Source organism: Pseudomonas sp. E1BtOHC1 (genome assembly GCF_058744285.1).
Window position 1 is genome coordinate 6,695,936 of the sequence record NZ_CP196023.1, and the last position, 24,306, is coordinate 6,720,241.

Annotated in this window: 20 protein-coding genes and 2 tRNA genes; 17 read left to right on the forward strand and 5 right to left on the reverse strand. The window is 61.3% G+C overall.

Annotated features, from left to right (window positions below):
- Nucleotides 1-298 precede the first annotated feature (298 nt).
- The 8 genes from ACSSVC_RS30285 to ychF all read left to right on the forward strand — a co-directional run bounded on the left by ACSSVC_RS30285 (nt 299) and on the right by ychF (nt 7,215).
- The gene (locus ACSSVC_RS30285) at nt 299-2,023 is read left to right on the forward strand and encodes a tetratricopeptide repeat protein (RefSeq protein WP_346633811.1); all 1,725 of its coding nucleotides are present in this window, start codon (nt 299-301) and stop codon (nt 2,021-2,023) included.
- A 4-nt stretch (nt 2,024-2,027) separates the two neighbouring features.
- Nucleotides 2,028-2,645 (forward strand): lipoprotein insertase outer membrane protein LolB, encoded by a 618-nt coding sequence (lolB, locus tag ACSSVC_RS30290; RefSeq protein WP_346633810.1) that lies wholly within the window; start codon nt 2,028-2,030, stop codon nt 2,643-2,645.
- A 1-nt stretch (nt 2,646) separates the two neighbouring features.
- Nucleotides 2,647-3,498 carry a 4-(cytidine 5'-diphospho)-2-C-methyl-D-erythritol kinase gene (ispE, locus tag ACSSVC_RS30295; protein WP_492611811.1) on the forward strand — a complete coding sequence of 284 codons (852 nt, stop codon included), beginning with the start codon at nt 2,647-2,649 and terminating at the stop codon, nt 3,496-3,498.
- 36 nt (nt 3,499-3,534) lie between these two features.
- Nucleotides 3,535-3,609 (forward strand) — tRNA-Gln (locus tag ACSSVC_RS30300).
- 48 nt (nt 3,610-3,657) lie between these two features.
- A complete protein-coding gene (locus ACSSVC_RS30305; RefSeq protein WP_003171603.1) occupies nt 3,658-4,599 on the forward strand; it encodes a ribose-phosphate pyrophosphokinase in 942 nt (313 codons plus the stop codon).
- Nucleotides 4,600-4,738: 139 nt separating this feature from the next.
- Complete coding sequence (locus ACSSVC_RS30310; protein WP_346633808.1) at nt 4,739-5,338, forward strand: 50S ribosomal protein L25/general stress protein Ctc; 600 nt, start codon at nt 4,739-4,741, stop codon at nt 5,336-5,338.
- A gap of 168 nt (nt 5,339-5,506) precedes the next feature.
- A complete protein-coding gene (gene pth / locus ACSSVC_RS30315) occupies nt 5,507-6,091 on the forward strand; it encodes an aminoacyl-tRNA hydrolase (protein ID WP_060841030.1) in 585 nt (194 codons plus the stop codon).
- A 23-nt stretch (nt 6,092-6,114) separates the two neighbouring features.
- Nucleotides 6,115-7,215, forward strand: a complete 1,101-nt coding sequence (gene ychF / locus ACSSVC_RS30320; protein WP_152686428.1) for a redox-regulated ATPase YchF — start codon at nt 6,115-6,117, stop codon at nt 7,213-7,215.
- Between the two features lie 58 nt (nt 7,216-7,273).
- Here the strand turns inward: ychF and ACSSVC_RS30325 are convergent, their stop codons facing one another.
- The gene (locus ACSSVC_RS30325; protein WP_492611812.1) at nt 7,274-9,328 is read right to left on the reverse strand and encodes a TonB-dependent receptor domain-containing protein; all 2,055 of its coding nucleotides are present in this window, start codon (nt 9,326-9,328) and stop codon (nt 7,274-7,276) included.
- 188 nt (nt 9,329-9,516) lie between these two features.
- Complete coding sequence (gene pobA, locus ACSSVC_RS30330; protein ID WP_492611813.1) at nt 9,517-10,704, reverse strand: 4-hydroxybenzoate 3-monooxygenase; 1,188 nt, start codon at nt 10,702-10,704, stop codon at nt 9,517-9,519.
- 191 nt (nt 10,705-10,895) lie between these two features.
- Between pobA and ACSSVC_RS30335 the strand changes: the two genes are divergently transcribed.
- Complete coding sequence (locus ACSSVC_RS30335) at nt 10,896-11,780, forward strand: helix-turn-helix domain-containing protein (RefSeq protein WP_404937648.1); 885 nt, start codon at nt 10,896-10,898, stop codon at nt 11,778-11,780.
- Nucleotides 11,781-11,854: 74 nt separating this feature from the next.
- On the opposite strand, the gene ACSSVC_RS30340 is transcribed toward ACSSVC_RS30335, so the two are convergent.
- Both ACSSVC_RS30340 and ACSSVC_RS30345 read right to left on the reverse strand, forming a co-directional pair.
- Entirely contained in the window at nt 11,855-13,072 is a 1,218-nt protein-coding gene (locus ACSSVC_RS30340; protein ID WP_346633804.1) for an MFS transporter, read from the reverse strand.
- 87 nt (nt 13,073-13,159) lie between these two features.
- Complete coding sequence (locus ACSSVC_RS30345) at nt 13,160-14,068, reverse strand: LysR substrate-binding domain-containing protein (protein ID WP_346633803.1); 909 nt, start codon at nt 14,066-14,068, stop codon at nt 13,160-13,162.
- 227 nt (nt 14,069-14,295) lie between these two features.
- Between ACSSVC_RS30345 and ACSSVC_RS30350 the strand changes: the two genes are divergently transcribed.
- The 7 genes from ACSSVC_RS30350 to ACSSVC_RS30380 all read left to right on the forward strand — a co-directional run bounded on the left by ACSSVC_RS30350 (nt 14,296) and on the right by ACSSVC_RS30380 (nt 20,928).
- Complete coding sequence (locus ACSSVC_RS30350; RefSeq protein WP_346633802.1) at nt 14,296-15,414, forward strand: ABC transporter ATP-binding protein; 1,119 nt, start codon at nt 14,296-14,298, stop codon at nt 15,412-15,414.
- 15 nt (nt 15,415-15,429) lie between these two features.
- Entirely contained in the window at nt 15,430-16,350 is a 921-nt protein-coding gene (locus tag ACSSVC_RS30355; RefSeq protein WP_404937650.1) for an ABC transporter permease, read from the forward strand.
- Nucleotides 16,350-17,156 (forward strand): ABC transporter permease, encoded by an 807-nt coding sequence (locus ACSSVC_RS30360; protein WP_025131815.1) that lies wholly within the window; start codon nt 16,350-16,352, stop codon nt 17,154-17,156. Before ACSSVC_RS30355 ends, ACSSVC_RS30360 begins: the two co-directional genes overlap by 1 nt.
- A gap of 27 nt (nt 17,157-17,183) precedes the next feature.
- Nucleotides 17,184-18,218 (forward strand): ABC transporter substrate-binding protein, encoded by a 1,035-nt coding sequence (locus ACSSVC_RS30365; RefSeq protein ID WP_346633800.1) that lies wholly within the window; start codon nt 17,184-17,186, stop codon nt 18,216-18,218.
- Between the two features lie 72 nt (nt 18,219-18,290).
- Complete coding sequence (locus tag ACSSVC_RS30370) at nt 18,291-19,754, forward strand: amidase (RefSeq protein ID WP_492611814.1); 1,464 nt, start codon at nt 18,291-18,293, stop codon at nt 19,752-19,754.
- Between the two features lie 77 nt (nt 19,755-19,831).
- Nucleotides 19,832-19,908: transfer RNA gene (locus ACSSVC_RS30375), tRNA-Met, on the forward strand.
- Between the two features lie 180 nt (nt 19,909-20,088).
- Nucleotides 20,089-20,928: a 5'-nucleotidase, lipoprotein e(P4) family gene (locus ACSSVC_RS30380; RefSeq protein WP_404937652.1), complete on the forward strand. Its 840-nt coding sequence runs from the start codon at nt 20,089-20,091 to the stop codon at nt 20,926-20,928.
- Between the two features lie 287 nt (nt 20,929-21,215).
- On the opposite strand, the gene ACSSVC_RS30385 is transcribed toward ACSSVC_RS30380, so the two are convergent.
- Nucleotides 21,216-22,208 carry a cytochrome-c peroxidase gene (locus tag ACSSVC_RS30385; RefSeq protein WP_346633795.1) on the reverse strand — a complete coding sequence of 331 codons (993 nt, stop codon included), beginning with the start codon at nt 22,206-22,208 and terminating at the stop codon, nt 21,216-21,218.
- Nucleotides 22,209-22,465: 257 nt separating this feature from the next.
- Here ACSSVC_RS30385 and ggt point away from each other — a divergent pair, with 257 nt between their 5' ends.
- Complete coding sequence (ggt, locus tag ACSSVC_RS30390; protein WP_446439114.1) at nt 22,466-24,301, forward strand: gamma-glutamyltransferase; 1,836 nt, start codon at nt 22,466-22,468, stop codon at nt 24,299-24,301.
- Nucleotides 24,302-24,306 lie beyond the last annotated feature (5 nt).

Consider the following 24,306-nt stretch of genomic DNA (forward strand, 5'->3'; position numbering starts at 1 on the left):
CGACAATTGTCCTACTTCGACAGACGCAGAACAACTACCGCCGACTATTGTCCTAGTTTTGTGCCAAAACTCGCCGAGCGAAGATCAGGCAAGGCGAAAACAGGCGAGGAAGCGGAGTTTAGGGGCCTAAATGAGCATTCCGAGCCTGTTTTCAACGCAGCATGATCGAAGCGCAGGCAGTTTTCGCGCAGAAACTAATAGACTGCCTCTGTTCTGGCATCCCGTTGAGTCTCGGTTATGTTTGGCCGAAGGCTTGTGTCATGATGATCCGACCGCAGGTTAGTCGCCCTCTTCCTATATGAATAGATCTTCCGCGTTGCTCCTCGCCTTTGTCTTCCTCAGCGGTTGCCAGTCACTGGCCCCCGTTTCATCGGACGCTACGTCGCCGGTGGAAGACAGCACCCCCGCCCCTGAAAAGCCCAAGGTCTATTCATCGTTCAGCGAAGACACCATCTTCAGCCTGCTGAGCGCTGAACTGGCGGGCCAGCGCAATCGTTTCGACATTGCCCTGGACAACTACGTGACCCAGGCCATCAACACCCAGGACCCGGGCATCTCCGAGCGTGCCTTTCGTATTGCCGAGTACCTGGGAGCCGACCAGGCAGCCCTGGACACTTCGCTGATCTGGGCAAAGAACGCTCCCGACGATCTGGAAGCGCAACGGGCTGCCGCCATCCAATTGGCACGGGCCGGACGCTACGACGACTCCATGCTGTATATGGAGAAGGTTCTGCAGGGCAAGGGCGACACCCACTTCGACTTTCTTGCGCTGTCGGCTGCCGATACCGACCAGGACACACGCAACGGTCTGATGAAAAGCTTCGATCGTCTGTTGCAGAAGCACCCGCACAACAGTCAACTGATCTTCGGCAAGGCCCTGTTGATGCAGCAGGATGGCGACGCCAAGGATGCCCTGACCCTGCTGGAGCAGAATCCCCCGGAAGACGGCGAGGTGGCGCCGCTGCTGTTGCGCGCCCGCTTGCTGCAGAGTCTGAACCGCGGCAAGGAAGCCCTGCCGCTGCTGGAAAAAAGCATCCGCAAGTACCCGGACGACAAGCGTCTGCGCCTGACCTACGCCCGCATGCTGGTGGAGCAGGACCGCATGGAGGACGCCAAGACCCAGTTCTCCAGCCTGGTCCAGCAATATCCGGAAGACGATGAACTGCGCTATTCCCTGGCACTGGTCTGCCTGGAAGCCAAGGCCTGGGAAGAGGCCAAGGGTTACCTGGAAGACCTGATCGCCCGGGAAAGCCACGAAGACTCCGCACACCTGAACCTGGGACGAATCGCCGAAGAGCTCAATGACCCGCAAGGAGCGCTGATCGAATACGCTCAGGTCGGACCGGGTAACGATTACCTACCGGCGCAACTGCGACAGGCCGATATCCTGATGAACAACGGCCGCACCGACGAGGCGCAAAAGCGCCTGGTGGCGGCTCGCGACGCCCAACCCGACTACGCCATCCAGCTATACCTGATCGAAGTCGAGACACTGTCGGCGAACAATCAGGGCGATCGCGCCTGGAAAGTTATTCAGCAGGCGCTGCAACAGTATCCCGATGACGTGAACCTGCTCTATACCCGTGCCATGCAAGCGGAAAAACGCAATGACCTGGCACAGCTGGAAAAAGACCTGCGCCTGATCATCCAGCGTGAGCCGGATAACGCCATGGCCTTGAATGCCCTGGGCTACACCTTGTCGGACCGCACGACCCGCTACACCGAAGCCAAGGCACTGATCGAGCAAGCCCACCAACTGACCCCGGAAGACCCGGCGGTACTGGACAGCCTGGGCTGGGTAAACTTCCGTCTGGGTAACCTCGACGAAGCCGAGCGCCTGCTGCGCCAGGCCCTGGAGCGCTTCCCGGATCAGGAAGTGGCCGCACATTTGGGCGAGGTCCTGTGGAACAACGGCAAGCAGCGCGAGGCCAAACAGATCTGGAGCAAGTTCATCAAGGACCAGCCAGACAGCCCCGTATTGCGCGACACCATCAAACGCCTGACCGGATCAGAGACTCTTTAAGACTATGTTTTTGCGCCACGTTATTGTTTTCAGCTTTATCGCCCTGCTTGCCGGCTGCGCCGGCTTTGGCGCCCGTGAGTCCGTCCAGGGCCAGGGCAACCCTGCCCAATGGCGCCAGCACAAGGATCAGTTGACCGGCCTCGACGGCTGGCAGATCAACGGCAAAATCGGCATTCGGGCCCCCAAGGATTCCGGCAGCGGCACGCTGTTCTGGCTACAACGCCAGGACTATTACGACATTCGTCTGTCCGGTCCGCTGGGCCGTGGCGCTGCACGCCTGACCGGCCGTCCCGGCCAGGTCAGCCTGGAAGTGGCCAATCAGGGTCGTTACGAAGCGGCCAGTCCGGAAACCCTGCTTGAAGAACAAATGGGCTGGAAACTACCCGTCTCCCACCTCGCCTGGTGGGTTCGCGGCCTGCCCGCCCCCGACAGCAAAAGCCGCCTGACCCTGGATGGCGACAGCCACCTGGCGAGCCTGGAGCAGGATGGCTGGCAAGTGCAATACAGCAGTTACTCCGAGCAGAACGGCTACTGGCTGCCCGAGCGGATCAAACTGCATGGCAGCGACCTTGACGTCACCCTGGTGATCAAGGAATGGCTGCCTCGCAAGCTGGGGCAATGACATGTCCGTGGAAAAACTGACACTGCCCTCCCCGGCCAAGCTCAATCTGATGCTGCACATTCTGGGTCGCCGTGAAGACGGTTATCACGAGCTGCAGACCCTGTTCCAGTTTCTCGACTACGGCGATGAAATCACTTTCGCCCTGCGCGATGACGGCGTGATTCGCCTGCACACCGCGTTCGAGGGCGTGCCCCACGACAGCAATCTGATCGTCAAGGCCGCAAAAAAACTCCAGGAACAGTCCGGCTGCACCCAGGGCATCGACATCTGGATCGACAAAATCCTGCCTATGGGCGGCGGCATCGGCGGCGGCAGTTCCAATGCCGCTACTACCCTGCTGGGCCTCAACCATCTGTGGCAACTGGGCTGGGACGAAGACCGCTTGGCAGCACTCGGACTGACTCTGGGCGCTGATGTCCCGGTTTTCGTGCGTGGGCATGCAGCCTTTGCCGAAGGAGTCGGGGAAAAACTCTCCCCTGAATACCCCGAAGAACCCTGGTATCTGGTACTGGTCCCGCAAGTGTCTGTTAGTACAGCAGAAATTTTTTCCGATCCGCTGTTGACACGTGACACTCCGCCCATTAAAGTGCGCCCCGTTCCCAAGGGAAACAGCAGAAATGACTGCCTTCCGGTAGTCGCAAGGCGTTATCCAGAAGTTCGTAACGCATTGAATTTGCTAGGTAAATTTACCGAAGCAAAACTGACTGGAACTGGAAGTTGTGTGTTTGGGGGCTTCCCAAGCAAAGCTGAAGCTGATAAAGTCTCGGCCCTTCTTACAGAGACCCTTACAGGGTTTGTAGCGAAAGGAAGCAACGTTTCGATGTTGCATCGCAAGCTACAGAGTCTGCTCTAAAGGAACCGAGTGCCAGGCACTCGAAGCAACAGATACAGGGGCGTCGCCAAGCGGTAAGGCAGCAGGTTTTGATCCTGCCATGCGTTGGTTCGAATCCAGCCGCCCCTGCCATTTTCCTTATACTCATCCAGGTATACCCTCAGCCTTCAGGTACTGCGCGTGTCCAAGATGATGGTCTTTACGGGGAACGCTAACCCCGATCTGGCTCGGCGTGTCGTACGTCAGCTGCATATCCCTCTCGGTGACATCTCTGTTGGAAAATTTTCCGACGGCGAAATTACTGCCGAGATCAATGAAAATGTCCGCGGTAAAGACGTCTTCATTATTCAGCCGACTTGCGCTCCGACCAACGATAACCTGATGGAACTCGTGGTGATGGCCGACGCCTTCCGCCGTTCCTCAGCAACTCGTATCACTGCTGTTATTCCTTATTTTGGTTATGCCCGTCAGGATCGCCGTCCGCGTTCCGCACGTGTGGCTATCAGCGCGAAAGTCGTGGCTGACATGCTCACCGTAGTCGGCATCGACCGTGTCCTCACGGTTGATCTGCATGCTGACCAGATTCAGGGTTTCTTCGATATTCCGGTAGATAACATCTACGGCTCCCCCGTTCTGGTGGATGACATCGAAGACCAGCGTTTCGAAAACCTGATGATCGTGTCCCCGGACATTGGCGGCGTCGTGCGTGCACGTGCCGTGGCCAAGTCCCTGGGCGTGGATCTCGGGATCATCGACAAGCGTCGTGAGAAAGCCAATCACTCCGAAGTGATGCATATCATCGGCGACGTCGAAGGACGCACCTGCATTCTGGTCGATGACATGGTCGATACCGCCGGCACCCTGTGCCACGCGGCCAAGGCCCTGAAAGAGCATGGCGCAGCCAAGGTCTTTGCCTACTGCACACACCCTGTGCTGTCGGGTCGGGCCATCGAGAACATTGAAAATTCCGTGCTGGACGAGCTGGTGGTGACCAACACCATCCCGCTGTCCGCTGCAGCACAAGCCTGTGCGCGTATCCGCCAACTGGATATCGCACCGGTAGTTGCCGAGGCGGTCCGCCGCATCAGCAATGAAGAATCGATCAGCGCGATGTTCCGCTAAGGGCTAGTCCCTGGCAAAACATCCCGATGACGAAAAGCGCCCCGTCCCAACCTGTGTTGGGACGGGGCTTTTTTGCCCATATCGCCTTTAGCGCTGGTCGCAAACGCTGGGGCGAGTGTGGTTATTTTGGAGATACAACATGAACGATTTTACTCTGAATGCTGAAGTGCGTTCCGACCTGGGGAAAGGTGCGAGCCGCCGCCTGCGTCGTCTCGCAAGCCTGGTTCCAGCTGTAGTTTACGGTGGCGACAAAGCCCCTGAATCCATCAGCATGCTGGCCAAAGAAGTGGCCAAGCTGCTGGAAAACGAAGCTGCCTACAGCCACATCATCGAACTGAACGTTGGTGGCACCAAGCAGAACGTCGTGATCAAGGCCCTGCAACGTCACCCGGCCAAAGGCCACGTGATGCACGCTGACTTCGTTCGCGTAGTTGCTGGTCAGAAACTGACCGCCATGGTTCCAGTGCACCTGATCAACGAAGCAGCACCGATCAAGAAAGGCGGCGAGATCTTCCGCGCAGCCACCGAGATCGAAGTTTCCTGCCTGCCGAAAGACCTGCCTGAGTTCATCGAAGTCGACATGGCTGAGACCGACATCGGCACCGTGATCCACCTGTCCAACCTCACCGCTCCTAAAGGCGTTGAGTTTGTTGCTCTGGCACACGGCAACGACCTGGCAGTAGCCAACGTCTACGCACCACGTGTTGCTTCTGAGAAAGAAGAAGGCGCTGCAGAGTAATTCACTCTGACGCCGGAGTTGAGCGGAACACATCGCGGACTGGAACGTAGCGAGAAAGCGGGCGAGAACGCGAAGTTTGCCGCAAGGCAACCAAGCTCTTGTCGTCCCCTTTCGCCGTAGCACCGGTTGCGGCGATGTTATCCACCACTCCAAAGAAGGGCCCCTATCGTGACTGCCATCAAACTGATCGTTGGCCTGGGTAATCCAGGCGCCGAATACGAACAGACCCGGCATAACGCAGGGGCCCTTTTTGTTGAGCGCATCGCTGAAAAACAAGGTGTCAACCTTGTTGCCGATCGCAAATATTTCGGCCTGACCGGGCGCTTCAGTCACCAGGGTCAGGACATTCGTCTGTTGATTCCCACCACCTACATGAACCGCAGCGGCCAGGCCGTGGCGGCGCTTGCCGGCTTCTTCCGCATCAAGCCGGAAGAGATCCTGGTGGCCCACGACGAACTCGACTTGCCACCCGGCGTCGCCAAGCTCAAGACCGGCGGCGGGCATGGCGGGCACAACGGACTGCGGGACATCATCGCGCAGCTCGGTAATCAGAATACCTTTCACCGCCTGCGGCTCGGCATCGGCCACCCGGGTGTTGCCAGTATGGTTTCAAACTTTGTCCTGGGTCGTGCGCCACGCGCCGAACAGGAAAAACTCGATGCCAGCATCGATTTTGCCCTCGGCGTGCTGCCGGATATCTTCGCCGGTGAATGGAACCGTGCGATGAAAAACCTGCACAGCCAGAAGGCCTGACTCTACTCCTAGGGGAATACACCATGGGATTCAATTGCGGCATCGTCGGCCTGCCTAACGTCGGCAAGTCCACCCTGTTCAACGCCCTGACCAAATCCGGGATCGCGGCCGAGAACTTCCCCTTCTGCACCATCGAGCCCAACAGCGGCATCGTGCCGATGCCCGACCCGCGCCTGGACGCCCTGGCCGCCATCGTCGTGCCTGAGCGCGTGCTGCCGACCACCATGGAGTTCGTCGATATCGCCGGCCTGGTAGCCGGTGCCTCGAAAGGTGAAGGCCTGGGTAACAAGTTCCTGGCCAACATCCGCGAAACCGATGCCATCGCCCACGTGGTCCGCTGCTTCGAAGACGACAACGTGATCCACGTGTCCAACAGCGTCGATCCCAAGCGCGACATCGAGATCATCGACCTGGAACTGATCTTTGCCGACCTCGACAGCTGCGAGAAGCAACTGCAGAAAGTCGCCCGCAACGCCAAGGGCGGTGACAAGGATGCCGTGGCCCAGAAAGCCCTGCTGGAGCAGTTGATCGCCCACTTCACCGAAGGCAAGCCGGCCCGCAGCCTGATGAAGGACATGAGCGCCGACGAGAAGCTGATCATCCGTGGCTTCCACCTGCTGACCACCAAGCCGGTGATGTACATCGCCAACGTTGCCGAAGACGGCTTCGAGAACAACCCCCTTCTGGACGTGGTCAAGGCCATTGCCGAGGAAGAAGGCGCGATCGTGGTGCCGGTGTGCAACAAGATCGAGGCGGAAATCGCCGAGCTCGATGACGGCGAAGAAAAGGACATGTTCCTTGAAGCCCTGGGCCTGGAAGAGCCTGGCCTGAATCGGGTGATCCGTGCCGGCTACGAAATGCTCAACCTGCAGACCTACTTCACCGCAGGTGTGAAGGAAGTTCGCGCCTGGACCGTGCGTGTCGGCGCCACCGCGCCACAAGCGGCCGCCGTGATCCACACCGACTTCGAAAAAGGCTTCATCCGCGCCGAAGTCATCGCCTACAACGACTTCATCCAGTTCAAGGGTGAAGCCGGTGCCAAGGAAGCCGGTAAATGGCGCCTGGAAGGCAAGGAATACATCGTCAAGGACGGCGACGTGATGCACTTCCGCTTCAACGTGTGATCCCCTTCAGCCCCATTGCCTGGCAATGGGGCTGATTCCCCCGCTACATCCAGCGGCCTCAGAAGTAAGTGGTCGCCCCCGCGAAAAACGCCCGTCCGGGCACATAGAAGTTGGTCGATCCGTCCCGCAGGTCCTTGTCCATCAAGTTCTGCACCCCGCCATTCAGGGTCAGCCACTTGGTCACCGCCAGATTCGCCGTCAGGTCGTAAGTGGTGTAGGACTGCACGAAATCAGTGCCTATGCCCCGTTGCTTGCCGACGTGCTGCGCCGACAGTTCGGTACTCAAACGGTCGTTGACCTGCCAGTCCAACGCACTAAACGCCGACAGCTTGGGCGAGCTGATCAAGTCTTCGCCGGTAGACAGGTTCTTGCTTTCCAGCATGTAGGTGGCGTTGGTACGCCACGTCACGGAGTCACCCAGCGGAACCCGGGTGGTGCCTTCCCAACCACGGGTGCGGGCCTTGTCGACGTTTTCCAGCATGGTCCACCAGCGGCCCTGGTACTGGCCCAACGGACCATATTCGATCTTGTCGGTGAAGTCGGTGTGGAAGTAGGTCAGGCCGGCTTCCCAGCCGTCATGATCGAACGACACCCCCATTTCCTTGTTGGTGCTGGTTTCCGGCATCAGGTTCGGATTGCCGGCCATCCAGCAACTTCCGGTGACATAGCCCAACGGACGCAAGGAACCACAACCACGGCCACCGGATTCAGTCGCCGCTCCCGCACTGCCTTCCTTCAGGCTCGGCGCACGAAAGCCCTTGGAAACACCGCCACGCACGGTCCAGTCCGGGTGCGGGTGATAGACCACATAAGCCCGCGGACTGTTGTGGTTGCCGTACTTGTCACTGTGGTCGAAACGGTTGCCCAGGGTCAGGGACAGGTTGTCCAGCAGAAACAACTCATCTTCGATAAAGGCCGCCGAGTAATCACCCTTCAAGGTCGAGCCATTGACGGGCGTGCCCTGGTAATCCACCGGTACGGTGCCAAGGGTATTGGTGTTGGTCAGCTCCTCGCGCTTCCATTGCCCACCCAGCGTCAGGCGCTGATCCACCAGCAGCTCGAAAGGCAGATTGAGACTGCCCTCGACAATCTTCTCCTCGGAGTTGGCTTTGCCCATATCCAGGTCGTTGCGGTACTTGTTCAGGTAGGCATCGAGCTTCGTGGTACCAAAGCTCCAGTCACCAGTGTGGGACAGGATGTAGCTGTCGCGAGTCAGTCGGCTGGGGCCAAAGGCGCCACCAATGGTCTCGTCCCAATCACCAAAGGTCTTCTTTGATGCCCAGGAACGTTCCACGCCATGCACCGCCTCGAAGGACAAGCTCTGTTCCTCGTTGATCTGCCAGTCCAGCAGTGCATTGAAGCTCTGGTCCTTGGAACCGCCCGCGCCGTCGTCGTACATGAAATCGCCTTGGGCATCGCGCCGCGCCTCGACCTCATCCGCAGCCCGACGCGTGACGTTGGCCCCCAGGCGCAACCCCAGGGATTCGGTCAATGGGCCCGACGCATTCACGCTGTATTGGGTGGTCTGACCGCGATCGGAGTCCTTGGGCACGGTGATGTTGGTGCTGGCCGAACCGGTCCAGGTCCGCGAGACCTTGCGGGTGATGATGTTGATCACCCCGCCCATGGCGTCCGAGCCATAGAGTGACGACATCGGCCCACGCACGATCTCGATGCGCTCGATCATGTTCGGCGAGATCCAGTTCAGATCCTGGCGCGCCAGATCCCGGCGATAGCTCAGGTCACTGGAGCTGCCGACACGTTTGCCGTCCACCAGGATCAACGTGTATTTGTCGTCCAGGCCCCGCAACTTGATCTTCGACTGCTCGCCCACCGGGCCGAAACCACCGGTCACTCCCGGCACACGGCGCAACAGCGTATTGAGGTCATAGACTGGCTGGCGTTCGATTTCCTCACGGGTGATGACGCTGACACTGGCCGGAGCATCCTTGAGATCCGTGGCGCCGCCGGTGGCAGTGACGAAGGCGGTGTCCAGTTCCAACGGCGCCGGTTTGACCTCTTCTGAGGCCTCGCCGGCCTGCGCCAGCGGAGCCAGCAGGCCGACACCGGCGCTGAGCAGAAGCGAATTGAACAGGCAGGAGCTGACTTTCATTACAAACGATCCTTGTCGATGCAATGCACCTTGGTGGTGCATCAAGGGAGAGGGGATCGAAGTGTAATGCTAATAAATATCATTTAGAAATAGGAATGTTTCTCGACCGATACATTTCGGCCCCTGCCTGGTTGCAAACACTGCCCTGAAACCACCCCCTATGCGCAGGCGGTTCCAAGGCCGATGGTTCAGCAGATTTCTTCGTAAGGCAGGCCCACATAGTTCTCGGCAATGTTCACCAGACCCGCGTGGGAATTGAGGAAATACTCCCGATCGGCCTGCTGCATCTTGTGGTCCCAAGCGTCCTGATGCTCGCCGAAATCGTGCAGCAGGTTGGTCATGAACCAGCTGAAACGCTCGCCCTTCCAGACCCGTCGCAAGGCCAGTTCGGAGTATTTTTCCAGCAGGTCGCGGCGCCCTTCTCGATAGACCTTGACCAGGATGCGGTACAGGTAGCACACGTCGGACGCCGCCAGGTTCAAGCCCTTGGCTCCGGTCGGCGGAACGATATGGGCCGCGTCTCCCACCAGGAACAGCTTGCCGTACTGCATCGGTTCAACCACAGAGCTGCGCAACGGCGCGATGCTTTTCTCCAGGGACGGTCCGGTGATCAGATCGTCCGCCACCTGCGCCGGCAAGCGGGCCTTGAGCTCATTCCAGAAGCGCTCATCGGACCAGTCTTCGACCTTGTCGGTCAGTGGCACTTGCAGGTAATAGCGGCTGCGGGTCAGCGAGCGCTGGCTGCACAGCACAAAGCCACGCTCATGCTGGCCATAGATCAGCTCATGGTTGACCGGCGGCGTATCGGACAACAGTCCAAGCCAGCCGAAGGGGTACTCGCGCTCGTAGTGAGTCAGCACATCCTCGGGAATACTCTTGCGCGCCACGCCATGAAAACCGTCGCAGCCGGCGATGTAGTCGCAATCGATGCGATGCAGCTGGCCGTCCTTTTCATAGGTGATGTAGGGCTGTGCGCCCTTCATGTCATGGGGCTGCACCTGATTTGCCGAGTAGATGATCGGTGCTCCGCTGGCGGCGCGCGCCTCCATCAGATCGCGAGTGACTTCGGTCTGGCCATAGACCATCACCGTCTTGCCGCCGGTCAGGGCCTTGAGGTCGATGCGCACACGCTTGCCGCCCATCAACAACTCCACCCCTTCGTGAACCAGGCCTTCGGCGTCCATGCGCTGCGCCACTCCAGCCTCGCGCAGCATGTCTACCGTGCCTTGCTCCAGCACGCCGGCGCGAATTCGGCCCAGGACGTAGTCCTGGGTCTGGCGCTCGACAATCACCGTATCGATGCCGGCCTTGTGCAGCAGTTTGCCCAGCAGAAGGCCGGAAGGTCCGGCGCCAATAATCGCAACCTGAGTTTTCATGCTGTCATCTCATTAGGGCATTCCAGTCACCGCGCAGGCGAAATCCGGAATTTATGGTTATTGTTGTACCCCTGCATTTTTGCCGACAAAAACCGTAAAAAAAGGTGATTTACCGGCGTAAAAATGCACTTTTGATAACAGCGTTCGATTATCGAGCATTCCTACGTCGCACATCCGCAGGGTCGCGCCCAATGAAAGCCAACCGCTCCAGCATCCCGGTGTTCAAGCTCTATGGTGAAAACCAGGCTTGGCCGACCCCGGACCTGCTGCACTGCGAATCCATCCCCAAGCGCAGTAGCCTGCACCATTGGGAAATCAAGCCGCACCGCCACGCCGACCTCTATCAACTGCTCTACGTGCAAGGCGGCCAGGCCCTGGTGGACGTCGAAGGACAGCGCGAGGAAGTGCGCGAGGCGGCGATCCAGGTGGTTCCGCCGTTGATGGTCCACGGTTTTCAGTTTTCCGAAAATATCGAGGGCTACGTACTGACCCTCGGAGCCCCGCTGGTGGCTCAGTTGGAAAGCCAGCTGGGCGCACCACTGGCGGTGCTGGCCGCTGCCGGCTGCTATCCGGTGGGCCGTGACCGGCGCAGCCTCAACAGCTTGTTCAAGACCCTGCTGGAGGAATACGAAGGCAGCGCCTCGGCACGGGACCTGTTGCTGCATTCGCTGGTCAACGTACTGCTGGTGTGGATCAGTCGTCGCCGCCAGCAGAACGTAGCGCCGAGCAATCGCAGCGAGCGCAATCAACAGCTGCTGGGGCACTTCATCAAGCTGGTGGAGCAGCACTACCAGGAGCACCCCACCGTGGAATCCCTGGCCCACCGCATCGGCCTGTCCAGCGTGCACCTTAATACCTTGTGCCGGGAACTGGCCGGACAGACCGCACTGCAGATCCTCCACCAACGCCTGATGCTGGAGGCCAAGCGCAGTTTGATCTACACCAACATCAGCATCAGCCAGCTCTCGGACAACCTCGGCTTCAGCGACCCCACCTACTTCTCCCGCTTCTTCAAGCGCCTCAGCGGCCAATCGCCCAACGCTTTCCGCCAGGGCGCCGGCTCACAGGACGGCTAAAGCACTCCGAAATGCAAAACGCCCGAGGCCAAAGCCTCGGGCGTTTTTGCATCAACCACTCACACAGGCGGCTTTCAGGCTTTCCTGGTGCGCGGCAGGAAAATTGCCAGCACCCCGAACAACGGCAGGAACGAGCACAGGTAGTACACGTATTCGATACCATGGATGTCCGCCAGGTGCCCCAGCAGCGCCGCGCCGATCCCGCCAAAACCGAACATCAGGCCGAAGAATACCCCGGCGATCATGCCGACATTGCCCGGCACCAGTTCCTGGGCGTAGACCACGATAGCGGAGAACGCCGAGGCCAGGATAAAGCCGATCACCACGCTGAGGACACTGGTCCAGAACAAGTCGACATGGGGCAGCAACAGGGTGAACGGCGCCACCCCGAGGATCGAGAACCAGATCACTGCCTTGCGCCCGATCTTGTCGCCAATCGGCCCGCCGAAGAAAGTCCCCGCCGCCACAGCTCCCAAGAACAGGAACAGATGCAATTGCGAGCTGGCCACCGACAGGTCGAATTTCTCGATCAGGTAGAAGGTGAAGTAGCTGGTGAAGCTGGCCATGTAGAAATACTTGGAGAACACCAGCAGCCCAAGGACCACCAGGGCGCTAATCACCCGGTTCCTCGACAGGCCATGGGTCGCCGCCTGGCCCTGCTTGAGTTTGTACAGGCGCAGATGGTTGGCGTACCAACGGCTGATGGCGTAGAGCACCACCAGGGCAAACAGCGCAAACAGGCCGAACCAGGCCACATTGCCCTGGCCGTAGGGAATGATGATGGCCGCGGCCAGCAAGGGGCCGAAGGCGGTGCCGGCATTGCCGCCGACCTGAAAGCTCGACTGGGCCAGGCCATAGCGCCCGCCCGAGGCCAGCCGCGCGACCCGCGAAGCCTCCGGATGGAAGGTCGAGGAGCCAATGCCGATCAATGCAGCCGCCAGCAGGATCAAGGGAAAGCTGCCGACCTGAGACATCATCATGATGCCGATCAGGGTGCAGATCATTCCCGCCGGCAGCAGGAACGGCAGGGGCCGCCGATCGGTGTAAAAACCCACCCAGGGCTGCAGCAGGGAGGCGGTAAGCTGGAACGTCAGGGTAATCAGGCCGACCTGGGTGAAGGTCAGGCCGTAGTTGTCCTTGAGCATCGGGTAGATCGCCGGCAACACCGCCTGGATCAGGTCGTTGATCAAGTGCGCCAGGGCCACCGCGCCAATGATGCGCAGGACCAGTGGGCTGCTTTGCGAAGCGGGAGATGCTGTCGCTGCGACGCTCGGGGAGTTGCTGCTAGCCATAGAATTTTCCGTACAACGGGTGGGTGCACAGGGGCAGGTGCGTCAATGTGCCATTTTTTAGTGCGCCCGCGCCATCCCATTAGCTTGCTAACGACCCACTATCCGCGCCTCGGGGAAATCCGCTTCAAGCTCGGCCTTGAGCCATTGGATGAACCACTCGACGTCCTCCGACCACTCAGTGGCCGGGGTCAGCACTCGGTAGCTTTCCAGCTTCACCTGATCCTCCAGCACCCGTACCAGCGTGCCGGCCTTGAGTTCCTCGCGCACCAGCACTTCATTGGCCAGGGCAATGCCGCCACCGCTTTCAGCCACCGACAGGGCATGATCGTTGTTCACATAGATCAGGTCGGACGTGAGGTGGATATCCAGGCCATTGGCGGCAAACCACAGGTTCCACCACTCACCGTCATCAAAATGGATCAGCTCGTGACGGGCCAGATCCGCCGGGCCCTTGATCGGCTCGATTCCGGCCAGGTAAGCCGGGGTGCAGATCGGAAACACCCGAGGGCAGATCAGACCGACCCGGGACTCGGCATATTGCCCGTCCAGACCATAGGCGATGCCCAAGTCGGCGCTCTTGGCGTCGACTTCGGTGAAGGTGGAGTTCGGCTCGATGGCGAACTTCAAACCCGGACGCACATGCCGCAGCGCCTCCAGGCGCGGAGTCAGCCAGCGCTTGGCGAACCCCGGCACCACCATGATCCGCAACCAGCGCTCGGCGGCCTTGGGCTGCGCCTCGCGTCCGGCCTCGATGATCAGTTGCAAGGCGGCGGCGATCTTGCGGTGGTACTTCTCCCCTGCCGGCGTCAGGGTCACCCCACGGGAGGTGCGCTCGAACAACTGCACGCCAAGCCAGTCCTCCAGCAACTTCACATGACGGCCAATGGCGGGCTGGGTCACGTGCAGCGCCCTGGACGCTTCGACATAGCTGCCCAGACGCGCCGCGGCATCAAAAGCCCGCACCGCATTCAATGGCGGCAAACGCTGTTCGGCCATGGTTCTGCACGCTCTCTGCTATTAAATTTTTTAACAGCCGGTATGTTAAAATTGATGTTTCGCCCCTGCAACCCCTCACTGATAATCAGCCCCAGCAGAACAATAAAAACTCCCTGAGAAGCCTGGAAAAACAGGCTCCTCAGACACCCGAACACATCTCGATCCTGCCCAAGAAAAACAATATCCATGGCCTGCACGGCAGCTCATGGGGGAATCGGAGGTAAGGCATGAATGCTCTGCATTCGCTGCAAACACTGGCGGTGTCCATCCGCTCGGTGCGCAAGGTTTACGGCGATCCACACAGCGGCCCGGTGGCCCTGAAGAACATCGACCTGAATATCCGCGACAACGAATTCTTCACCCTCCTGGGGCCCTCCGGCTGCGGCAAGACCACCCTCTTACGGATGATCGCCGGGTTCGAATTCCCGACCCAGGGCGAGATCCTCCTTTATGGCGAGAACATCGCCGACCGTCCGCCCTTCGAGCGTCCGGTGAACACCGTGTTCCAGCACTACGCCCTGTTCCCCCACATGACCCTGGCCGAGAACCTGGCCTTTGGCCTGGAATCCCGGCCCATGGGCCAGGTACTGAGCAAGGCGCAGATCGCCGAGCGGGTGCGCGAGATGCTGGCCCTGGTACAGATGGAACGCTTCGCCGGGCGCAAGCCCAACCAGTTGTCCGGCGGCCAGCAACAACGCATCGCCCTGGCCCGGGCCCTGGCGCCCCATCCCAAAGTGCTGTTGCTGGACGAACCGCTGTCGGCCCTGGACCTCAAGCTGCGTCAGGCCATGCGCGAAGAACTCAAGGCGATCCAGGCCAAGACCGGCATCACCTTCATCTTCGTCACCCACGACCAGGAAGAAGCCCTGACCCTCTCCGACCGTATCGCCGTGCTCTCCGAAGGCGAAGTGCAGCAAGTCGGCCGCCCGGAAGAGATCTACGAGCAGCCGCGCAATCGCTTCGTCGCCGACTTTATCGGTGAGACCAACTTTATCCAGGCCACCGTCAGCCGCATCGAAGCAGGCCTGGCCTGGTTCAGCGGCCCCGCCGGACAAGCCTTGCCGGCGCAGCCCTGCAAAGAGGTGCAAGTGGGCCAGCAAGTGACGCTGTCGGTACGCCCCGAGCGCCTGCACTTGTGCAGCGCTGCCACTGACGGCGCCTTGCCCTGCCGGATCGAAACCCAGATCTACCTGGGCACCGACCTGCAGTACCAAGTCAGTCTCGGCGACGGCACACGCCTTACGGTGCGCACGCCCAACAGCGTTGAGCACAACCAGCGCCTGGCCGTGGGCAGCAGTGCCGGGCTGGTGTTCGAACGCGGCAGCGCCAGCGTCCTGCTGGATTGACCACGAGGATCCGCCATGCACGCCTCATCGATTTCCCTCCATCTGGAACGGCGCAAAGCCTTGCGCAGTGTGCTCGGGGTCAGCCCGGCGCTGATTGCCATCGGCCTGTTTCTGATCGTGCCGATCCTGATCGTCATCGGTTACTCACTGATGGAAGCCAACCCCTACGGCGGGGTGAACAAGGTTTTCAGCAGCGACGCCTACACCTCACTGCTGTTCGAACGGCAGCTGGATGACAGCCTGGCCTTCGCCGACTCCTACCTGCTGATCGCCCTGCGCTCCATCGGCATTGCCGGGCTGACCACCATCATCACCCTGCTGATCGGATTTCCGGTGGCGGTGTGGCTGGCCATGCAACCGGTGCAGCGTCGGGGCCTACTGATCTTCCTGATTACCGTGCCGTTCTGGGCCAACCTGCTGATCCGCACCTACGCCTGGATCCTGCTGCTGCGCAACACCGGGGTGATCAACAACAGCCTGATGGGCCTGGGGGTCATCCACGAGCCGTTGCAACTGCTGTACACCGACGGCGCGGTGCTGCTGGGTCTGGTCTACACCTACGCGCCCTTCGTGGTACTGCCGATCTACGCCACCCTGGAGAAAATGGACATCCGCCTGCTGGAAGCGGCCCAGGACCTCTACGCCGGACGCTGGCGCACCTTGCGCAAAGTGGTGCTGCCAATCGCCAAACCGGGGATTTTCGCCGGCGCGATCCTGACCTTCGTGCCCTGCCTGGGGGCGATGATCGCTCCGGAACTGCTGGGCGGCGGCACTCGGATGATGCTCGGCAACCTGATCTTCCGCCAGTTCAGCGACGCCCGTAACTGGCCCTTCGGCGCGGCCCTGTCCCTGGTGCTGATGGCCGCGGTGATGCTGGTGCTGACCGTCTACGCCCTGCGCGCCCAGCGCCAGAAAACCCTTCAGGAAGGTGCATGATGATCAGCCTGTTCAAACGCAACGGCCTCGGCGTCCAGGACTTTCCCGGCTTCGGCGGTTTCAGCTTCCTGTTCTACCTGTACCTCTACGCGCCGATCCTGGTGCTGGTGGTGTTCTCCTTCAACGCCAACCAGTCGGCCACGGTGTGGAGCGGCTTCAGCCTCGACTGGTACCGCGCGGCGTTCGCCAACCAGGCCCTGCGCCAGGCGGCGGGCAACAGCCTGCTGATCGCCGTGTGCGCCAGCATGGCGGCCACCGCCATCGCCACCCTGGCGGCTCTGGGCACCTCACGCGGGGCGAAGTTCAAGGGCCTGCAACTGTCCATGGGCGCCATCATGCTGCCCCTGGTGCTGCCGGAAATCGTCGTCGGTGTGGCCACCCTGGCGCTGTTCTCCACGCTGGGGCTGTCCCTGGGCTACGGCAACCTGATCATCGCCCACACGGTGTTCTGCATCCCCTTCGCCTATTTGCCGATCCGCGCCCGCCTCAACGACATGGACCTGTCCCTGGAGCATGCGGCGGCGGACCTGTACGCCGGCCCCTGGCGCACCTTCCGCAAGGTGACCCTGCCGCTGCTGATGCCGGGGATCGTCTCCGGGCTGATGCTGGCCTTCATCGTCTCCCTGGATAACTTCGTGATCTCGATGATGGTGTCCCAGGCTGGCACCACCACCCTGCCGATCTTCATCTTCGGCCTGTTGCGCATGGGCGTGACACCCGACGTCAACGCCGTGTCGACGCTGATCCTCGGCGTCTCGGTGCTGTTCGTCAGCCTCTCTTATCTGCTGAGCAAGAAACACGCTTGAACCTTCCACTGACCTTGGGGAAATGACATGAGCAAGTTGATCGCAAGCCTGGGTACCTCGTTGTTGCTGAGCCTGCCACTGGCCGTGCAGGCCGCCGAGAAACTCAACGTCGTGAGCTGGAGCGGCTACTTTTCGCCGGAAATTCTCGCCAAGTTCCAGAAGCAGACCGGTATCGAGGTCACGGTGGACTCCTACGATTCCAACGAAACCCTGCTGGCCAAGCTTAAACAGGGCGGCACCGGCTATGACGTGGCGATCCCGTCCCACCAGTTCATCCCGATCCTGATCAAGGAGCAGTTGCTGGAACGCTTCGACCCGGCCAAGCAGTCCTATTACGCCAGCGTGGTCGACAACCTGAAGCAGCCCACCTGGGACCCGGAAGGCGCCTACTCGGTGCCCTTCATCTGGGGTACCACCAGCGTGGTGCTCAACGGCGAACGCTACACAGGCCCGAGCGACAGCTACAAGGTGCTCTACGAGCCGCCGGCAGAGCTGCAAGGACGGATCAACATGTTCGACTCGGTGAGCGAAGTGATCGACATGGCCAGCCTGTACCTGAACATCCCGCTGTGCAGCGAGGACCCCAAGCAGATGCAGCAGATCCTTGGCCTGCTCAAGGCGCAGAAGCCCTTCGTCAAGACCTACAGCTCCAAGGCCGGGGCGATCCGCGAGAACCTGGCGGCCGGGGAAATCGACATGTCGATGTTCTGGGGCGGCTCGTCGATGCGTGCCCGGGAGATGAAGCCCGGCCTGAAGTACCTCTATCCGAAAGAAGGTGTGCTGGCCTGGGTGGACAACATGGTCATCCCCAAGGGCAGCAAGAATCCGGCGAACGCCAAGGCCTTCATCGCCTTCCTCAGCCAACCTGAGAACGCCGCCATGACCCAGAACTTTCTCAAGCACCAGAGCCCGATCAAGGGCGTCGAACCCTTCCTCGACGCCGGGTTGAAGGATGCCCCCGAGCTGCACATTCCCGAGGGCACCAAGGTGGTCTTCAGCCAGACCTGCGGCGAAGGCGCGATCCGCCTCGCCGACCGTCTGTGGACCAACCTGATGCGCTGAGCTGCGTCGACTTCTGTCGCCCCGGCCTGGATGCCGGGGCGTTTCTCAAGCCGTTTGAAAGGCCCTCCTGCCATGATCGCCACCCCCCCCAGCGAACTGGTCCTGCTCCAGGCCCATGAACTCGCCGAGCGTATCCGCCTGCGTCAGGTTTCCTGCCGGGAAGTGATGCAGACCTACCTTGCCCACATCGAAAGCTACAACCCCAAGGTCAATGCCCTGGTCAGCCTGCAACCGGCCGACAGCCTGCTGGCCCAGGCCGAGCAGCGCGATGCTGAACTGGCCCGTGGCGAATATCGCGGCTGGATGCACGGCCTGCCCCACGCGATCAAGGATCTGTCCCTGACTCAAGGCATCCGCACCACCCTGGGTTCGCCGCTGTACCGGGATTTCATCCCCGAGCGCGACGGCATCATGGTGGAACGAATCAAGGCCGCCGGTGCGATCCTGATCGGCAAGAGCAACACCCCGGAGTTCGGCCTCGGCTCCCAGACTTACAACCCGCTGTTCGGCGCCACCGGCTGTGCCTATGACCCGAGCAAGACCGCCGGCGGCAGCAGTGGTGGCGCCGCCGCGGCCCTGGCCTTGCACCTGGTGCCGGTGGCCGACGGCAGCGACATGATGGGCTCGCTGCGCAACCCGGCGGCCTTCAACAACATCTTCGGCTTCCGACCGTCCCAGGGCCGGGTGCCCTTCGACGACAGCAGCGATCTGTTCATCGACCAGCTCGGCTACGAAGGGCCCATGGCCCGCAGCGTGCGCGACGCGGCCCTGCTGCTGTCGGTACAGGCCGGCGGCGATGCCCGGGCGCCGCTGTCCATCGCCGAATCCGGCCAGGGCTTCGCTGCCCCACTGGAGCGCGACTTCAAAGGCACGCGCCTGGGTTGGCTGGGGGACTTCAACGGTTACCTGCCGATGGAAAAAGGAGTAATGGAGCTCTGCGAAAAGGCCTTGGGCGATTTCCGCAGCATGGGCTGCAGCGTTGAACCGGCCAGCCCCGACTTCGCCCCCGAGCGCCTGTGGAGCAGCTGGCGCACCCTGCGCCACTGGATGGTCGCCGGGTCCCTGGGCAGCACCTATGCCGATCCACAGAAGCGCACACAGCTCAAGGACGAGGCCATATGGGAAGTGGAGAACGGACTCAAGCTCTCCGCCAGTCAGGTATTCGAAGCCTCGGTGATTCGTAGCGACTGGTACCGCGCCATCTCCCGGCTGTTCGAACGCTTCGATTACCTGCTGCTGCCCAGCGCCCAGGTCTTCCCTTTCGACAAGAACAGCCCCTGGCCGCGCAGCATCGAAGGCGTGACCATGGACACCTACCACCGCTGGATGGAGGTGGTGATTCCCGGCACCTTGTCCGGCTGCCCAGTGGCCAGCGTCCAGGCCGGCTTCAATGCCAGCGGCCTGCCCATGGGCTTGCAGATCATCGGCAAGCACCAGGCCGACTTCGCCGTCCTGCAACTGGCATACGCCTACGAACAGGCCAGCCGCTGGTTCCAGCGCTGCCCGTCGCCGCTGATTTTCGGGGGGAAGGGATAAACGGTTGATAGCGTAGATAATTTTTTTATAAAAACGCTTGACGCATTGTCGTTCTGCGCGAATAATGCGCGCCACTTGGCTACATAGCTCAGTTGGTTAGAGCATAGCATTCATAATGCTGGGGTCCGGGGTTCAAGTCCCTGTGTAGCCACCAAGTACTAAAAACGGCTTACCGCAAGGTAGGCCGTTTTTTTATGCCTGCAGAAAAGTGCCGGAGATTACGCCGCATTGATCCACAAACGCGACACCTGCATTGAGCCCCCGCCCGGGGTGAGATAGAACACCGGGGCAGTGTTTGTGAGAGCTGCGCAATCCTCACTTCAAGGGCTCGATAATGACAATAAAAAACCACAGGACTTCAGTCGCCCCCTGGCTGTTCTCGCTCCTGGCAATCACCTGTACTCCAGCCTTCGCCGAACAGGCCCCTACCCCGCCCTCCAACCTGCTGACCGCCGCCGTCGCCTGGAAACAGACCGCCGCCGAATTCGAGGCGCTGTACTATCAGGGCTTCAACATCGCCCGCCTGCAACTGGATCGCGCCCTGCAAGAACACAAGGCCGGCGACCGGCCGCTGGCGATCATCAGCGACGTTGACGACACGGTGCTCAGCAGCAACAGCTACTGGGGCTACATGATCAATTCGGGCAAAGAGTTCTTCGATGACGAGGCCTGGGACAAGTGGGTCGCCGACAATGGCCCGGTAGCCACCCCAGGCGCTGTGGAATTCCTCAAGTACGCGCAATCCAAGGGCGTCGAGGTGTTCTACGTCACCAGCCGCGATCAAGGGGAAAAAACCTACGAATACGCCCTGGCCAACCTGCGCAAGAACCAGCTGCCCTATGCCGACGAGCAGCACCTGACGGTGTATCGCGACAGCTCCAACAAGGAACCGCGGCAGCAGGAAATCGCCAAGGAGCACAACGTGGTACTGATGCTGGGCGACAACCTCAACGACTTCAAACGCAAGTACTACGTGGCCGACGTCAAGCAACGCAACAGCCTGATGACCGAGGACAAGGAACAGTTCGGGCGCAAGTTCATCCTCTTCCCCAACCCCACCGACGGCCATTGGCTGAAGGCGATCTTCGGTGATTCCGAACCGCCGGCCACCCCGGAAAACCGCGCCAAGTTCAAGGCGGCGGCCGCGTCAACGGCCTGGCAGGACAAGCCCTGACAGGACTTGGCAGACTGTGCGCAGCGCTGGCCCGCAATGGCCAGTGTTGCGCGCGCCCTGGGACGTCATAAACCGCCAGCCCCTGTATTCAGGGACCAGTCCCCCTATTCGATGGGTTCTTGTCCCCAGCGCTGGCAACGCGCCGAAAGCTGCCGCAGCCCCGGCGACTTAGAACCCTCGCCTGGCCACACCATCGATGACCGGTTCAATTGCGCCACCGGGGACAAGCAGGGCTGACCCAGAACGTCGGGCTAAAAAAACCGCAGCAAGCCGCGGTTTTTTTTCGCTCAGTTGAACGGTTGCGGACGCGGTGTCTGCGCCGAGGATGGCGGCAGGATCGGCAGCTTGAAGTCCGGCTGATCACCGGTCAGGGTCTCGAGGAACGCCACGATCTGCTGGATCTCCTCATCGCCCAGTTTGCGCCCCAATTGCAGGCGGGCCATCACGTCCACTGCCTCTTCCAGCTTCCAGTAGGCGCCATCGTGAAAGTAGGGGTAAGTCAGCGCCACGTTGCGCAAGGTCGGAACCTTGAACAGCATGCGGTCGGCATCCTTTCCGGTCAGCCCGGCCACGCCCTGGGCCGGGTTCTGGGTGACATAGGGTTCGATCATGCCCATCTTCTGGAACGAGCCGCCGCCCACCGCCTCACCGTTGTGGCAAGCCACGCAGCCAATGGACTTGAACAGTTGATAGCCCTTGAGCGCCGTCGGGCTGATCGCCGCCTTGTCGCCCTTGAGCCAGCGGTCGAACGGCGCATTGGGCGTCACCAGAGTGTCTTCGAACGCGGCAATGGCGTTGGTGGCGTCCTCGAACTTGATCTCATCGTTGCCATACACGTGCTTGAAAGAGGCCCGGTATTGGGGAATGGAACGCAGCACGTCCACCGCCAACTCATGGGTGAAGCCCATCTCCCCCGGGTTGGTGATCGGGCCGCTGGCCTGTTCCTGGAGCGTGGCCGCACGGCCATCCCAGTACTGGGCGAAGCTCAATCCGGAGTTGAGCACGGTGGGCGAGTTGATCGGCCCCTGGTGCCAGTTGTGGCCGATGGAGGTGGGCAGGTTGTCGCTGCCGCCCATGCTCAGGTTGTGGCAGGAGTTGCAGGAAATGAAACCGGACTTGGATAACCGTGGATCGAAGAACAATTGCTTGCCCAGCTCCACCTTGTCCACATCGGTAATCTTCGCCGGCTGTATCGGCAAGATCGGTTCACTGGGGGTTTCCCCCCGTACCTCGCCCCCCAACAGCAATCCGAACACAAGTAACCACTTACAACGGTGCATGGCGTCCTCTCATCAGGCTTATGGTTTGCTGCACCATGTGCCCAACAGTCCCCAGTTACCCTGACTCAGATCAAGCGGTGATCGAGTGCGACAGTGGCTGCGACCCCGTGAACAGGGGAGATCGCCGTTTCATGTCACCTTGCCGCTTCCATGGCCAGCACGCCCCTGAACCGCGTTCGGGGTCCAACTGCCAGCGCCACTGCTGTACATTCCCCCCACGGACGACACCTCATTTCCCAGTGAACGGAGCTCAACGCGTGTTCTCGATCTTCCATCCGCGTCACCACCGGCTGGCCCGCCTCAGCCTGCTCGCCGCCGCCCTCAGCCTCAGCGCCTGCAACAACCCGCCCTCTTCCAGCGCCCTGCCCGCCGCCCCGGAGATCGCCTCGGGCTACCGCAGCGACATGCAGACCCGGCACGCCGACAAACACATGGCGGCCGCCGCCAACCCCCTGGCCGCCGAAGCCGGGCGCGAGATGCTGCGCAAAGGTGGCTCGGCCATCGACGCGGCGATTGCCATGCAAGCGGTGCTGACGCTGGTGGAACCACAGTCCTCGGGGATTGGCGGCGGCGCGATGATCGTGCTCTGGGACGGCAAGGCCGTGCGCACTTATGACGGTCGGGAAACCGCGCCGGCCGGCGCCACCGAGCAGCTCTTCCTGCAGGCGGACGGCAAGCCCATGGCCTTCCCTCAGGCGCAGATCGGTGGACGCTCGGTGGGCACCCCAGGCGTGCTGCGCGCCCTGGAAATGGCCCACCAGAAACACGGCCGCCTGCCTTGGGCACAATTGTTCGAACCGGCGATCCGCCTGGCCGAGCAAGGCTTCGCCATCTCGCCACGGCTGCACACCATGATCAGCGCCGATCCGTTCCTGGCGCGCTCGCCGGACATGGCCGCGTACTTCCTGAATGCCGACGGCACGCCAAAAGCCGTGGGCACCCTGCTGAAGAACCCGCCACTGGCCGCGGTGCTCAAGCGCATCGCCAAGGAAGGTCCGGACGCTCTGTACAAAGGCCCGGTGGCCGCAGAAATCGTCGCCAAGGTCCAGGGCCACGCCAACCCCGGCAGCCTGTCGCTCAACGACCTGCAAGGCTACCGCGCCAAGGAACGCGCACCGCTGTGCAGCGACTACAAGCGCTGGCAGGTGTGCGGCATGCCGCCGCCCTCTTCCGGCGGCGTGGCGGTGGCGCAGATTCTCGGCACCCTGCAGGCCCTGGAACAGCGCGACCCGCGCTACACCCTGGCCAACCTCAAACCGCAGAAAACCAACCTGCCCGCCGGCCTGGAGCCAGCGCCACAAGCGGTACACCTGATCGCCGAAGCCGAGCGCCTGGCCTATGCCGACCGTGGCCTGTACGTGGCCGACAGCGATTTTGTGCCAGTGCCGGTGGCCGGCCTGATCGCCCCGGACTACCTGGCCAAACGCGCCGCGCTGATTGGCGAACGCAGCATGGGCAAGGCCGAACCGGGCAAGCCCCAGGGCATCCAGGTGGCCTACGCACCGGACCGTTCGCCAATGCGCATCTCCACCTCGCAAGTGGTGGCAGTGGATGACCTGGGCGGCGCCGTATCGATGACCACCACCGTGGAGGCGGCGTTCGGCTCGCACCTGATGGTCCAGGGCTTCATGCTCAACAACCAGATGACCGACTTCTCCTTCATCCCCGAGGAAAATGGCCAGCCGGTGGCCAACCGCGTCGAACCCGGCAAGCGCCCGCGCTCGTCCATGGCGCCGACCCTGGTCTTCGACCGCGCCAGCGGTGAACTGCTGGCCAGCGTCGGCTCCCCCGGCGGCTCGCAGATCATCGAGTACGTGGCCAAGTCGCTGGTGGGCATGCTCGACTGGAACCTCGACCCGCAAACCGCCGTCGGCCTGCCCAACTTCGGCAGCCGCAATGGCCCCACCGAACTGGAGAAAGGCCAGTTCAGCCCGGCGCTGAAACAGGCACTGCAAGCTCAGGGGCATGAGGTCAACGAGATCGACATGACCAGCGGCACCCAGGCCATCGTTCGCGTGCGTGATGCCCAGGGCAAGGCCTCCTGGGCCGGCGGCGCCGATCCACGGCGCGAAGGGGAAGCGCTGGGGGATTGAGAGTA

Coding starts and splice junctions, on each gene's coding strand:
- ACSSVC_RS30285 (WP_346633811.1), top strand. CDS start 299: ATGAATAGATCTTCCGCGTTGCTCCTCGCCTTTGTCTTCCTCAGCGGT.
- lolB (WP_346633810.1), top strand. CDS start 2,028: ATGTTTTTGCGCCACGTTATTGTTTTCAGCTTTATCGCCCTGCTTGCC.
- ispE (WP_492611811.1), top strand. CDS start 2,647: ATGTCCGTGGAAAAACTGACACTGCCCTCCCCGGCCAAGCTCAATCTG.
- ACSSVC_RS30310 (WP_346633808.1), top strand. CDS start 4,739: ATGAACGATTTTACTCTGAATGCTGAAGTGCGTTCCGACCTGGGGAAA.
- ychF (WP_152686428.1), top strand. CDS start 6,115: ATGGGATTCAATTGCGGCATCGTCGGCCTGCCTAACGTCGGCAAGTCC.
- ACSSVC_RS30325 (WP_492611812.1), bottom strand. CDS start 9,328: ATGAAAGTCAGCTCCTGCCTGTTCAATTCGCTTCTGCTCAGCGCCGGT.
- pobA (WP_492611813.1), bottom strand. CDS start 10,704: ATGAAAACTCAGGTTGCGATTATTGGCGCCGGACCTTCCGGCCTTCTG.
- ACSSVC_RS30335 (WP_404937648.1), top strand. CDS start 10,896: ATGAAAGCCAACCGCTCCAGCATCCCGGTGTTCAAGCTCTATGGTGAA.
- ACSSVC_RS30340 (WP_346633804.1), bottom strand. CDS start 13,072: ATGGCTAGCAGCAACTCCCCGAGCGTCGCAGCGACAGCATCTCCCGCT.
- ACSSVC_RS30345 (WP_346633803.1), bottom strand. CDS start 14,068: ATGGCCGAACAGCGTTTGCCGCCATTGAATGCGGTGCGGGCTTTTGAT.
- ACSSVC_RS30350 (WP_346633802.1), top strand. CDS start 14,296: ATGAATGCTCTGCATTCGCTGCAAACACTGGCGGTGTCCATCCGCTCG.
- ACSSVC_RS30355 (WP_404937650.1), top strand. CDS start 15,430: ATGCACGCCTCATCGATTTCCCTCCATCTGGAACGGCGCAAAGCCTTG.
- ACSSVC_RS30360 (WP_025131815.1), top strand. CDS start 16,350: ATGATCAGCCTGTTCAAACGCAACGGCCTCGGCGTCCAGGACTTTCCC.
- ACSSVC_RS30365 (WP_346633800.1), top strand. CDS start 17,184: ATGAGCAAGTTGATCGCAAGCCTGGGTACCTCGTTGTTGCTGAGCCTG.
- ACSSVC_RS30370 (WP_492611814.1), top strand. CDS start 18,291: ATGATCGCCACCCCCCCCAGCGAACTGGTCCTGCTCCAGGCCCATGAA.
- ACSSVC_RS30380 (WP_404937652.1), top strand. CDS start 20,089: ATGACAATAAAAAACCACAGGACTTCAGTCGCCCCCTGGCTGTTCTCG.
- ACSSVC_RS30385 (WP_346633795.1), bottom strand. CDS start 22,208: ATGCACCGTTGTAAGTGGTTACTTGTGTTCGGATTGCTGTTGGGGGGC.